Below are 12,944 nucleotides of genomic sequence, written 5' to 3' on the forward strand. Positions count from 1 at the left end.
ATAACTACAATACATAGTATATAACATAAAACATATTAATTTATATAATTTTATTTAATTACCTTTCTATTATATATCTCTCCAGAAAAAACCCACACTTTAACCCCAATCATTCCATATGTAGTTTTAGCTTCAGATAATCCATAACCAATATTTGCCCTGAAAGTATGAAGAGGTATACGACCTTCTCTATAACATTCACTACGGGCAATTTCAGAACCACCTAACCTTCCACTAATACAAATCTTAATACCTTTAGCTCCAGATTTAATAGCAGAATTTATAGATTTTCTCATAATTCTTCTAAACATAACCCTTTGTTCCAATTGTTGTGCTATATTTTCAGAAATAAGAACAGGATCCAATTCCGGATGCTTGATTTCTTCAATATTTAATTTTACAGGTATTCCTAAATAAGATTCTATATCTTTCCTTAAATTTTCTATTCCACCTCCTTTTTTTCCTATTATTACACCTGGCCTAGCTGTATATATAGTTATAACAGCATTTTTTGCAGGACGTTCGATACAAATCTTACTTACAAATGCATTATTCAATTTTTTTTTTAAATATTTTCTAAGATTAATATCTTGATTAAGTAAACTAGAATAATATTTATTAGAATACCATTTAGAATTCCAATCCTGTATAATTCCTAACCTAATTCCAATAGGATTCACTTTTTGACCCATAATTACTTAATTCTACCTCCATCAGAAGCTTTAATTACAATATGACAAAATCTTTTATATATTTTATTAGAACGTCCCTTTGCTCTAGGGATAATACGCTTAAATTTTATTCCATCATTTACATAAATAACAGAAATCTTTAATGAATCAACATCTATATTATGATTATTCTCAGCATTAGAAATTAAAGATTCTAACATCTTTAACAAAATACGTGCTCCTTTTTTTGGTAAAAATCTTAAAATATTAACTGAATCTAACAAAGTTCTATCACGAATAATATTAACAATTAATCTACATTTTTGAGCAGAAATAGGAGCATTTTTTAATTTAACCTTTACTTCCATTGATTTATAACCCTTTTTCCAAATTTTAACTAATAATAAAAAATATATATCTACTTAGATTTAATTTTTTTATCACCAGAATGATTCTTAAAAATACGAGTTGATGCAAATTCACCTAATTTATGACCTACCATATTATCAGTAATATAAACTGGAATATGAATTTTTCCATTATGTACAGAAATTGTACGACCAATCATTTCTGGTATAATAGTTGACCGCCTAGACCAAGTCTTTATAGGTTTATTAGAATTTAAATTACTAGATTTCTCTACTTTTTTTAATAAACTAAAATCTACATAAGGACCCTTTTTAATAGAACGCGACACTTTCTTCTCCAATTTCGTTAATAAATTCTACAATAATTACTTCACCTTTCTATGCTTAATAATAAAAAAATTAGTACGCTTATTATTTCTAGTTTTATATCCCTTAGAAGGAATCCCTGTTGGACTAACTGGATGTCTCCCACCAGAAGTTCTTCCTTCTCCACCTCCATGAGGATGATCTATTGGATTCATAGCTACTCCACGAACAGTAGGACGTATACCTCTCCATCTATTTTCACCTGCCTTTCCTAAGGTTCTTAAATTATGTTCATTATTACTCACCATTCCTATAGTTGCCTTACATCTTAACAAAACTCTTCTAACTTCTCCTGAAGATAATCTTACAATTGCATATTTATCTTCCTTAGATAAAACCTGACCATAAGATCCAGCACTCCTTAATAATTGAGCACCTTTTTTAGGTTTTAATTCAACACAATGTATTATTGTACCTATAGGTATATTCTGTAATATTAAACAATTCCCATTATTTACAGGAACATCATCTCCACTTATTACAATATGTCCTATTTCTAGATTCGAAGGAGATATTATATATCTATACTCACCATCAAAATAAGAAATCAGAGCAATTAAAGCAGATCTATTTGGATCATATTCTATTCTACACACTCTTCCTTTAATATAATCCTTATTCCTCTTAAAATCAATTAATCTATATTTTAAACGACAACCACCACCAATATGTCTTACTGTTATACGACCTTGATTATTTCTTCCTCCAGTTCTATTTAATTTTTTTACTAAAGATTTATAAGGCTTTCCTTTATAAATATTTTTATGTAACAATCTACTATGTCCCCTCCTACCTGGTGAAGTAGGATTTGATCTTACTAAAATCATAATAAAATTACCTTTTGTCAAAAAAAGAAAAATCAATACTATGTTTCTTATCTAAAGAAACATATACTTTTTTCCAATTACTACGCTTTCCACGAATTCTTTTAAAAATCTTTACCTTCCCTTTAATATTAATCATAGAAACTTTTTTTACTTTAACACTAAAAATAGACTCTATAGATTTCTTAATTTCTTTCTTACTCACAAATTTTTGTACCCTAAAAGTATATTGATTATACTTATTAGATATCATAGTTGACTTTTCAGAATTATACGGTTCTACAATAGAACACAAAAATTTATTACTTATATTCATTCACTAATTCTCTTTTCCAAAACTTTAACAGCAGATTTTGTTATTAAAACTTTTTTAAAATAAAAAAAATCAATAAAACTAACAGAGTTAATATTACATATTTTATATTGATACAAATTTTTAGATCCTAACAATTCATTTTTGTTAATCTTACATTTCAATATCAATCCATTTAATACATTCAAATTTTGCATTTTATTTATAAAATACTTAGTTTTATAAGAATCACAAAAAAAACAACTAACAACAATCAAATTCCCTAATCTATATAGTTCTGATACTACACTTCTAAAGGCATATCTATACATCTTCTTATTAATTTTTTGAATATAATTTCTTTTTTTTGAAGCAAAAACAACTCCACCTCCTCTCCATAATGGACTTCGTATTGTACCAGCTCTGGCTCTTCCAGTTCCCTTTTGTCTCCAAGGTTTAATTCCACTTCCACTAACTTCTGACCTTGTTTTTTGTGAACTATTTCCACTCCTTCTGTTTTGCATAAAAGATACAAATACTTGATGTATTAAATTAGGATTATATTTACAATTAAAAACACTAGAATCTACTTTTAAAAATTCATTAGTATCTTGAATTAATAATTCAATCATATTTTTCCCTTTTTAGAAAATCTTATCTCTAATTTTATACCAGAACAACCAGGAATTGAACCTTTAACAAATAATAAATTACGATTAATATCAATTTGAACCAATAATAAATTTTTAATTGTACATCTCTTATTTCCCATATGACCAGGCATCTTTTTTCCTTTAAAAACTCTACCAGGAGTTTGATTCTGACCTATAGAACCAGGAACTCTATGAGACAAAGAATTTCCATGACTAGCATCTTGTGTTTTAAAATTATAACGTTTAACTGTTCCAGAAAAACCTTTTCCTTTTGATACTGAAATAATATCAACTCTATCCCCTTCTTTAAATACATCATTAATACTTAAAACCCCACCAGAAACTGGTTTATTATTAAAAAAATCTAAACCAAATTCACGAATAATATCTCCAGAACAAACACCAAATTTAGAAAGATGTCCAAACACCGGTTTTTTTATACGAGAAACTTTTTTATTACCCATAGTTAACTGCACAGAAGAATATCCATCATTTTCTAATGTCTTTATTTGTAAAATCTTATTAGGAATAACTTCAATAATAGATACTGGGAAAGTTATACCATCATCTGTAAAAAATCTTGACATTCCAACTTTAACTCCCAATAATCCAGACATAGACTGTTTCATATAATGCAAACCTTTTATTTTTACTAAAAAAATAATAACTTATATTCTTCTTATTAAGAAAATTTAAATCGCTCAACTAATAAAAAATATATACCATTATAATTATACTATGTAATAAGATACATATCTTATAATAAATAATTTATTATTAATCATCATCTAAACTAATTTGAACATCAACTCCAGAAGCTAAATCAAGCTTCATCAATGCATCCACTGTTTTATCAGTAGGATGAACTATAACAACTAACCTCTTATGTGTTGGAAGTTCATATTGATCTCTAGCATCCTTATTAACATGAGGAGATGCCAAAACAGTAAACTTCTCTATTTTTGTAGGCAAAGGTATAGGACCTTTAATCCTGGCTCCTGTACGTTTTGCAGTTTCTACAATTTCCCTTACTGAAGTATCAATTAACTTATGATCAAATGATTTGAGACGAATTTTAATATTCTGATTACTCATATAATAAATAGCATTATTTGTATTACTCTATAATTTCAGAAACAACACCAGCACCAACAGTTCTACCACCCTCTCTTATAGCAAAACGCAAACCTTCGTCCATAGCAATTGGAGATAAAAGATTCACAATCATTTGTACATTATCTCCTGGCATAACCATTTCTACTTTATCTGGCAAATTGCAAGATCCTGTTACATCTGTAGTTCTAAAATAGAATTGTGGTTTATATCCAGAAAAAAAAGGAGTATGACGACCTCCCTCTTCTTTAGTCAAAATATAAACCTCTGCTTTAAATTTTGTATGAGGCTTTATAGTATTAGGCTTAGCCAATACTTGACCACGTTCAACATCTTCACGTTTTGTTCCTCTAAGCAAAATACCAACATTATCCCCTGCTATTCCTTCATCAAGCAACTTTCTAAACATCTCAACACCAGTACATGTAGTTTTCTGAGTATCTTTCAAACCAACAATCTCAATATAATCACCAGGACGTATTACACCACGTTCAATTCTACCAGTCACCACTGTACCTCTACCTGATATAGAAAATACATCTTCTATAGGCAATAAAAAATTTTTCTCTATATCCCTGGATGGAGAAGGAATATACTTATCCATAGTTTCTATTAATTTCTCAATTGACTTAATTCCTAAATCACTATTATCTCCATTTAAAGCTTTTAATGAAGAACCAACAATAATTGGTATTTCACTACCTGGAAAATTATAACTATTTAATAAATCTCTAACTTCCATCTCAACTAACTCTAATAACTCCAAATCATCAACCATATCCGCTTTATTCAAAAAAACCACAATATAAGGAACGCCAACTTGACGAGCTAACAATATATGTTCTCTAGTTTGTGGCATAGGACCATCCGCTGCAGAAACTACTAAAATAGCCCCATCCATCTGTGCAGCTCCTGTAATCATATTTTTCACATAATCTGCATGACCAGGACAATCTACATGAGCATAATGACGATTTTTCGACTCATACTCTACATGAGCAGTGGCTATGGTAATACCACGCTCTCTCTCTTCAGGAGCTGAATCAATTTTATCATAAGCCATTGCCACACCACCATATTTTTTTGCCATAATAGTAGTAATTGCCGAGGTTAACGTAGTTTTTCCATGATCAACATGTCCAATAGTTCCTACATTAATATGTTCCTTTTTTCTTTCAAATTTTTCCTTAGCCATCATTTTTATATCACCTCATATTGATTAAAAACATTATTTATTATTTTATAATTCCTTTTATAAGATTACTAGGTACTTCTGCATATTTTTTAAATTCCATAGAATACGTTGCCCTACCTTGTGTAAACGATCTTAGATCAGTTGCATATCCAAACATTTCAGATAAAGGAACTTCTGCAGCAATTACATTACCCAAAGTAGTATCTTCTATATTTTGAACTATACCTCTCCTCCTATTAATATCCCCAATAACATCCCCCATATAATTACTAGGAGTTACTACATTAATACTCATAATGGGTTCTAACAAAACTGGAACAGCTTTTAAAACTGCTTGCTTAAATCCCTGAGAAGCAGCAATCTTAAATGCTATTTCACTAGAATCCACATCATGATATGACCCATCAAACAAAGTTACCTTAACATCAACTACCGGATAACCAAATGCTACACCATTTTTCATCTGTTCTTGAATACCTTTATCAATAACAGAAATATACTCCTTAGGTATAGCACCACCAACAATAGAATTAATAAACTTATATCCAAATCCTAATTCTTGAGGTTCTATAGAAATCCAAACGTGACCATATTGACCTCTACCACCAGATTGACGAATAAATTTTCCTTCTTGATCTACCTTTTTCTTAATTGTTTCTCTATAAGCTACCTGAGGTTTTCCTATATTTACTACAACACCAAATTCTCTTCTCATTCTTTCTACGATAATTTCTAAATGCAACTCACCCATACCACTAATAATAGTTTCACCAGATTCTTTATCTATAAAGACACGAAAAGACGGATCTTCTTGAGTTAATTTTCCTAAAGCTACAGACATTTTTTCTTGATCTACATTTGTTTTAGGCTCCAAAGATACTGAAATAACAGGATCAGGAAACTTTATTTTTTCTAAAACAATAATATTAGACAAATCACAAAGAGTATCTCCTGTATTTGTTGATTTCAAACCAACAGCAGCTATAATATCTCCAGCCACAGCTTTTTTTATATCTTCTCTAGAATTAGCATGCATTTGCAATAAACGACCTATACGTTCCTTTTTATTTTTTGTAGAATTATATACAATATCACCACTTTTAAGTTGTCCAGAATATAATCTAATATAGGATAAAGAACCAACAAAAGGATCAGTAGCAATCTTAAATACTAATGCAGAAAATGGTTTATCAACATTTTTTAATACATTAATTTTTTTTCCATCTTTATCTAAAGCAAAAACAAAAGGAATATCAAGTGGAGATGGTAAATACTCAATTACTCCATCCAAAACAGGCTGTATTCCTTTATTTTTTAATGCTGAACCACAAAATACAGGAACTATTTCATTATTAATAGTTCTTTTTCTTAACCCATATTTAATTTCTTTTTCACTAAATTTACCATCACTAAGATATTTGTTCATTAAATCTTCAGTTGATTCAGCAGCATACTCAATAATTTTAGAACGATACTTAATACACTCACTCATCATGTATTCAGGAATTTCTCTATACTCAAATAACATACCTTGAGAAAATTCATCCCAATAAATAGATTTCATTTTAATTAAATCAATAACACCTTTAAACTTTTCTTCAGAACCTATAGGAAGTTGCATAATCACAGGTATAGAAAATAACTTTTCTTTAATTTGACGAATAACATTAAAAAAATTTGAACCTATTCTATCCATTTTATTAATAAACACTATTCTTGGAACTTTATATCTATCTGATTGTCTCCAAACAGTCTCTGATTGAGGTTCTACTCCAGATACAGCATCAAATACAACAACAACTCCATCTAGAACCCTTAAAGATCTCTCAACCTCAATCATGAAATCAACATGACCAGGAGTATCAATAATATTAATACGATGAGATTGAAAATCTCTATCCATTCCAGACCAATAACAAGTAGTTGCCGCTGAAGTTATAGTTATACCTCTTTCTTGCTCTTGATCCATCCAATCCATAATAGCAGACCCATCATGAACTTCTCCTAACTTATGAGAAATTCCAGTATAAAACAATACTCTCTCAGTAGTAGTTGTTTTTCCAGCATCAACATGAGCAGCAATACCAATATTTCTATATAATTTCAATAAAAACTCAGACACAATATAGCACCTTTTATAATATTAATTCCACCTAAAATGTGCAAAAGCTTTGTTAGCATTTGCCATCTTATGAGTATCATCACGTTTTTTTATAGACAATCCTCTATTCTTAAAAGCATCTATTAACTCACCAGCCAAACGTAATGTCATTCCTTTTTCAGAACGAGAACGAGAAAATTTAATAATCCATCTCATGGCTAATGCTAAACTTCTATTTAAACATACTTCAACTGGAACTTGATACGTAGCTCCACCAACCCTTCTTGATCTTACTTCAACGCTAGGACGAACATTATTAATAGCTTTTTCAAAACAACTTAAAATTTTATACTTTTCTTCAGAAGAATTAATTATATCTTTCCCTACCGAATTATAAAGTAATTGCATTGAATTATAAATAATTCTCTCAGAAATTGTTTTTTTACCATTAATCATCAAAACATTAATAAACTTAGCCAACAATTGACTATTATATTTTGGATCAGATAATATTTTTCTTTTTAAAACATTCTTTTTTCTTGACATTTTTTTAATTTAAAATCAACAATAAATCTAATTGCAAAAATTTATTTTACTTTAATCATCTTAGTTCCATACTTAGAACGACCTTTTTTTCTATTTTCAACACCAGAAGTATCCAGACTTCCTCTCACTACATGATATCTCACTCCAGGTAAATCTTTTACCCTACCTCCACGAATCAAAACAACAGAATGTTCCTGTAAATTATGTCCTTCTCCTCCTATATAAGAAGTAACTTCAAATCCATTTGTTAAACGAACACGAGCAACTTTCCTCATAGCTGAATTAGGTTTTTTCGGTGTTGTAGTATATACACGAGTACAAACCCCACGTTTCTGTGGACAACCAGACAATGCAGGAACATTGGTTTTTTTTCTTACATATTTTCTAGGTTTTCTAACTAACTGATTAATAGTTACCATATTCAAACCTCATACTTACACAAAATTTAAAAATTTACCTGAAAAAATCCTAATTAAAATAATTGATCAACAATTATATCATATCAAAAAACAAAATTTTTTATTTTTAAAAAAATTAATTTAACCTCACAATAATTTAAGAAATAATAAAATTATTAACTCATTATTCTATCATCCATATCAAATACTTTATTTGAATCACGATCAACCTTATGTGATGTAATCATGTTGTTTTCTTTATCACAAAACAATTTGACTTTATTTTTTCTTTTTTTACGAAGTTTATGATATGTATATCCTGTACCAGCAGGTATTAAACGTCCTACCATTACATTTTCTTTTAAACCTCTTAATTCATCCGTTTTTCCACTAACTGCAGCTTCCGTTAAAACACGAGTAGTCTCTTGAAAAGAAGCGGCAGAAATAAATGATTCAGTAGATAAAGAAGCCTTAGTAATTCCCAATAAAATTGGGACTCCTTTTGCTATTTGTTTATTATCTAAAGTTAATCTATCATTTTCTTCTAAAAGAATTCCCTCTTCAACATGCTCCCCCAATAAAAATTTAGAATCCCCAACAAAAGTTATAACACGTTTCCTTAGCATTTGTCTAATAATAGTTTCAATATGTTTATCATTTATTTTTACTCCTTGCAAACGATATACATCTTGAACTTCATTAACAATATAATTAGACAATGCACCAATACCTAATAGAGACAATATATCATGAGGATTTAAGGGGCCTTCTGAAAGAATTTCACCTCTCTCAACATGTTCTCCTTCAAATACTGAAATGTTTCTCCACTTAGGTATTAACTCTTCATATTTTTCTTTATCAGAAACTGAAATAATCAACCTTCTCTTTCCTTTCGTTTCCTTTCCAAAACTAACTATTCCAGATATTTTAGCCATAACAGCAGAATCTTTTGGCTTTCTAGCTTCAAAAAGATCTGCAACACGAGGTAATCCACCAGTTATATCCCTAGTTTTAGAACGTTCTTTAGGTATACGAGCAATTACATCTCCTAATTCAACAATGCATCCATCTTCAAAATTAATTATAGCATCAGATGGAAGATAATACTGAGCTGGAATACCAGTACCAGATAAATAAATATCTTTATCATCATCAGAAACTAACTTAACCATCGGCTTTAAATCTCTTCCTATCATTCCTCTCTGTTTAGCATCTACAACCACAATATTAGTTATACCAGTTATTTCATCAGTTTGATGATGCATTGTTAAACCTTCTATTAAATCAACAAACTTTAATTTTCCACCAACTTCAGAAATCACTGGATGAGTATGTGGATCCCAATTTGCAATAACCTGTCCTGATTCTACCTTAACATCATCATGAACAGTCAATATAGCACCATAAGGTAATTTATAACGTTCCTTTTCTCTACCAAAAACATCGATAATAGACAACTCTCCTGACCTAGAAATAGTAATAAGATTATTATTCTTATGTTTGACTGTTCTAATATTATGAAGTCTTACAATACCAGAATTTTTTACACAAATACTATTTAAAGTAGTAGATCTAGAAGCCGCTCCACCAATATGAAAAGTACGCATTGTTAATTGCGTTCCAGGTTCTCCAATAGATTGAGCAGCTATAATACCAACAGCTTCTCCAGTATTAACTAAATGACCTCTAGCTAAATCACGACCATAACAATTCGCACAAAGACCGAATCTAGTTTCACAAGTAATAGGAGATCTAACCATAATTTGATCTATACCAAATTTATCAAGTTTTTCAACTAAAATTTCATCTAATAAAGTACCATAAGAAATATAAGGAACCTTTTTATCATCTATATAAATATCAGATGCAAGTACTCTACCTAACACTCGTTCACGTAAAGGCTCTACTATATCACCACCTTCTATTAAAGAATGCATTAAAATACCTTTTTTTGTACCACAATCTAATTCAGTTATAACTACATCTTGAGCAACATCTACTAACCTTCTTGTTAAATAACCAGAATTAGCAGTCTTTAATGCGGTATCTGCTAAACCTTTCCTTGCACCATGTGTAGATATAAAATATTGAAAAACACTAAGTCCCTCTCTAAAATTAGCAGTAATTGGTGTTTCAATTATAGAACCATCCGGAGCAGCCATTAATCCTCTCATTCCAGCAAGTTGACGAATTTGAGCAGCTGAACCTCTAGCACCAGAATCTGCCATCATAAAAATTGGATTAAAAGATTCTTGAAACAAAATACTTCCATCAGAATCCAAAATTTTTTCTTTAGCAATTTCAGATAACATAGACCTTGCTATAACTTCATTGGCTCTAGACCAAATATCAACTACTTTATTATATCTTTCTCTATTAGTAACAAGCCCAGATCTAAACTGAGATTCAATTTCACGAACTTCTTTATCAGCTTGATTAATAATAGAAACTTTATCATTAGGAATAATCATATCTTCAATTCCAATAGAAGCACCAGCTCGAGTAGCATACTTAAACCCCATATACATTAAGTTATCCGCAAACAGTACAGTTTTTTGCAATCCAAATTTACGATAACAAATATCAACTACCTTCAAAATAACTTTTTTTGTCATAGTTTTATTTATTAAACTAAAAGAAGTTCCATCAGGTAAAATATCAAAAAGAATAGACCTTCCTACAGTCGTATCTACTAATTCGTAATTATGAACATTATCATTTTTACAATAAATACGAACTTTTATTTTTGCATGAAGATCAATATAACCAGCCTCATAAAAATTTTTAACTTCCTGTATGCTAGAAAAAACTTTTCCTTCCCCTTTTGCTAAAATTCGTTCTCTTGTTAAATAATACAATCCTAACACCACATCTTGACTAGGAACAATAATAGGTTCACCATTAGCTGGTGACAAAATATTATTTGTTGACATCATTAAAACTCTAGCCTCAAGTTGAGCCTCTAAAGTTAATGGTACATGAACCGCCATTTGATCTCCATCAAAATCAGCATTATAAGCTGTACATACCAATGGATGAAGTTGAATAGCTTTTCCTTCTATTAAAACTGGTTCAAATGCCTGAATACCTAATCTATGTAAAGTAGGAGCTCTATTTAATAATATAGGATGCTCTTTAATTACTTCATCTAAAATATCCCAAACTACAGGATCCTCATTCTCAACCATTCTTTTAGCTGTCTTAATTGTACTGGCAAATCCTCGAAACTCTAATTTACTAAAAATAAATGGTTTAAATAACTCCAAAGCCATCTTCTTAGGAAGTCCACACTGATGCAAACGTAAAGTAGGACCAACAACAATAACTGATCTACCAGAATAATCTACACGCTTTCCTAATAAATTTTGTCTAAATCTTCCTTGTTTTCCTTTGATCATATCAGCTAAAGACTTTAAAGGTCGTTTATTTGAACCATTTATTGCCCTACCACGACGTCCGTTATCTAATAATGCATCAACTGCTTCTTGAAGCATTCTCCTTTCATTACGAATTATTATATCTGGAGCACTTAAATCAAGTAATCTTTTAAGTCTATTATTTCTATTAATAACTCTCCTATAAAGATCATTTAAATCTGAAGTAGCAAAACGACCACCATCCAAAGGAACTAATGGCCTTAAATCTGGAGGCAAAACAGGTAAAACATCTAAAACCATCCATTCTGGTTTATTTTTAGATTCATAAAAAGCTTCAAGTAATTTTAATCTTTTAGTTATTTTTCTTGTTTTTGTTTCAGAATTAATACTTGGCAATTCTTTTCGTAATAATTTAATTTCCTCTTCTATATCAATTTGCCGTAACAAATCACGAATAGCCTCTGCACCCATACGAGCGTCAAATTCATCTCCATACTTATCTATAGCATTCAAATATGCTTCATCATTTAAAATTTGTCCTTTTTCCAATGAAGTCATTCCAGAATCAACAACAACAAACGATTCAAAATAAAGAACTCTTTCAATATCACGCAAAGTCATATCTAATAATAATCCAATTCTTGAAGGAAGTAATTTTAAAAACCATATATGGGCAACAGGACTAGCTAACTCTATATGACCCATTCTCTCTCTTCTTACCTTAGATAAAGCAAGTTCAACTCCACATTTTTCACAAACCACTCCGCGATGTTTTAATCTCTTATATTTTCCACATAAACATTCATAATCTTTAACTGGACCAAATATTTTTGCACAAAATAAACCATCTCTTTCAGGTTTAAAAGTCCTATAATTAATTGTTTCAGGTTTCTTAACCTCACCATAAGACCAAGAACGAATTAAATCAGGAGAAGCAAGAGAAATACGAATTTTATCAAACTCTTCACCTTGATTATTCTGTTTTTTAAAAAAATTTAATAAATTATCCATTATCTCTTATACCTTAAACCATAAAATCC

General features: G+C 29.9%; 13 protein-coding genes. All 13 read right to left on the bottom strand.

Features of this window, described 5'->3' with window-relative positions; genetic code table 11:
- Nucleotides 1-50: 50 nt before the first annotated feature.
- Nucleotides 51-692: a 30S ribosomal protein S3 gene (rpsC, locus tag CCU22_RS00775; RefSeq protein ID WP_100114712.1), complete on the bottom strand. Its 642-nt coding sequence runs from the start codon at nucleotides 690-692 to the stop codon at nucleotides 51-53.
- A 2-nt stretch (nucleotides 693-694) separates the two neighbouring features.
- Nucleotides 695-1,039 carry a 50S ribosomal protein L22 gene (gene rplV, locus CCU22_RS00780; protein WP_100114713.1) on the bottom strand — a complete coding sequence of 115 codons (345 nt, stop codon included), beginning with the start codon at nucleotides 1,037-1,039 and terminating at the stop codon, nucleotides 695-697.
- 50 nt (nucleotides 1,040-1,089) lie between these two features.
- On the bottom strand, nucleotides 1,090-1,368 hold the full coding sequence (rpsS, locus tag CCU22_RS00785) for a 30S ribosomal protein S19 (RefSeq protein WP_100114714.1): 279 nt from the start codon (nucleotides 1,366-1,368) through the stop codon (nucleotides 1,090-1,092).
- Between the two features lie 36 nt (nucleotides 1,369-1,404).
- Nucleotides 1,405-2,232 carry a 50S ribosomal protein L2 gene (gene rplB, locus CCU22_RS00790; RefSeq protein ID WP_100115024.1) on the bottom strand — a complete coding sequence of 276 codons (828 nt, stop codon included), beginning with the start codon at nucleotides 2,230-2,232 and terminating at the stop codon, nucleotides 1,405-1,407.
- 7 nt (nucleotides 2,233-2,239) lie between these two features.
- Nucleotides 2,240-2,545: a 50S ribosomal protein L23 gene (rplW, locus tag CCU22_RS00795; RefSeq protein ID WP_100114715.1), complete on the bottom strand. Its 306-nt coding sequence runs from the start codon at nucleotides 2,543-2,545 to the stop codon at nucleotides 2,240-2,242.
- The gene (gene rplD / locus CCU22_RS00800) at nucleotides 2,542-3,153 is read right to left on the bottom strand and encodes a 50S ribosomal protein L4 (RefSeq protein ID WP_100114716.1); all 612 of its coding nucleotides are present in this window, start codon (nucleotides 3,151-3,153) and stop codon (nucleotides 2,542-2,544) included. Before rplD ends, rplW begins: the two co-directional genes overlap by 4 nt.
- Entirely contained in the window at nucleotides 3,150-3,803 is a 654-nt protein-coding gene (gene rplC, locus CCU22_RS00805; RefSeq protein ID WP_454614415.1) for a 50S ribosomal protein L3, read from the bottom strand. Before rplC ends, rplD begins: the two co-directional genes overlap by 4 nt.
- A gap of 148 nt (nucleotides 3,804-3,951) precedes the next feature.
- The gene (gene rpsJ, locus CCU22_RS00810) at nucleotides 3,952-4,269 is read right to left on the bottom strand and encodes a 30S ribosomal protein S10 (RefSeq protein ID WP_100114717.1); all 318 of its coding nucleotides are present in this window, start codon (nucleotides 4,267-4,269) and stop codon (nucleotides 3,952-3,954) included.
- A 22-nt stretch (nucleotides 4,270-4,291) separates the two neighbouring features.
- Entirely contained in the window at nucleotides 4,292-5,482 is a 1,191-nt protein-coding gene (tuf, locus tag CCU22_RS00815) for an elongation factor Tu (RefSeq protein ID WP_100115026.1), read from the bottom strand.
- Nucleotides 5,483-5,522: 40 nt separating this feature from the next.
- A complete protein-coding gene (gene fusA, locus CCU22_RS00820) occupies nucleotides 5,523-7,604 on the bottom strand; it encodes an elongation factor G (RefSeq protein WP_100114718.1) in 2,082 nt (693 codons plus the stop codon).
- A gap of 21 nt (nucleotides 7,605-7,625) precedes the next feature.
- Nucleotides 7,626-8,129 carry a 30S ribosomal protein S7 gene (rpsG, locus tag CCU22_RS00825; RefSeq protein WP_100114719.1) on the bottom strand — a complete coding sequence of 168 codons (504 nt, stop codon included), beginning with the start codon at nucleotides 8,127-8,129 and terminating at the stop codon, nucleotides 7,626-7,628.
- Between the two features lie 41 nt (nucleotides 8,130-8,170).
- The gene (rpsL, locus tag CCU22_RS00830; RefSeq protein ID WP_100114720.1) at nucleotides 8,171-8,548 is read right to left on the bottom strand and encodes a 30S ribosomal protein S12; all 378 of its coding nucleotides are present in this window, start codon (nucleotides 8,546-8,548) and stop codon (nucleotides 8,171-8,173) included.
- 155 nt (nucleotides 8,549-8,703) lie between these two features.
- The gene (gene rpoC / locus CCU22_RS00835; protein WP_100114721.1) at nucleotides 8,704-12,915 is read right to left on the bottom strand and encodes a DNA-directed RNA polymerase subunit beta'; all 4,212 of its coding nucleotides are present in this window, start codon (nucleotides 12,913-12,915) and stop codon (nucleotides 8,704-8,706) included.
- Between the last annotated feature and the right edge of the window lie 29 nt (nucleotides 12,916-12,944).

Source organism: Candidatus Legionella polyplacis, assembly GCF_002776555.1.
Classification (GTDB): domain Bacteria; phylum Pseudomonadota; class Gammaproteobacteria; order Legionellales; family Legionellaceae; genus Legionella_E; species Legionella_E polyplacis.

Bases quoted from the DNA above. Each gene is read 5' to 3' on its own strand.
- rpsC (WP_100114712.1), bottom strand. From the start codon at position 692: ATGGGTCAAAAAGTGAATCCTATTGGAATTAGGTTAGGAATTATACAG.
- rplV (WP_100114713.1), bottom strand. From the start codon at position 1,039: ATGGAAGTAAAGGTTAAATTAAAAAATGCTCCTATTTCTGCTCAAAAA.
- rplB (WP_100115024.1), bottom strand. From the start codon at position 2,232: ATGATTTTAGTAAGATCAAATCCTACTTCACCAGGTAGGAGGGGACAT.
- rplW (WP_100114715.1), bottom strand. From the start codon at position 2,545: ATGAATATAAGTAATAAATTTTTGTGTTCTATTGTAGAACCGTATAAT.
- rplD (WP_100114716.1), bottom strand. From the start codon at position 3,153: ATGATTGAATTATTAATTCAAGATACTAATGAATTTTTAAAAGTAGAT.
- rplC (WP_454614415.1), bottom strand. From the start codon at position 3,803: ATGAAACAGTCTATGTCTGGATTATTGGGAGTTAAAGTTGGAATGTCA.
- rpsJ (WP_100114717.1), bottom strand. From the start codon at position 4,269: ATGAGTAATCAGAATATTAAAATTCGTCTCAAATCATTTGATCATAAG.
- tuf (WP_100115026.1), bottom strand. From the start codon at position 5,482: ATGGCTAAGGAAAAATTTGAAAGAAAAAAGGAACATATTAATGTAGGA.
- rpsG (WP_100114719.1), bottom strand. From the start codon at position 8,129: ATGTCAAGAAAAAAGAATGTTTTAAAAAGAAAAATATTATCTGATCCA.
- rpsL (WP_100114720.1), bottom strand. From the start codon at position 8,548: ATGGTAACTATTAATCAGTTAGTTAGAAAACCTAGAAAATATGTAAGA.
- rpoC (WP_100114721.1), bottom strand. From the start codon at position 12,915: ATGGATAATTTATTAAATTTTTTTAAAAAACAGAATAATCAAGGTGAA.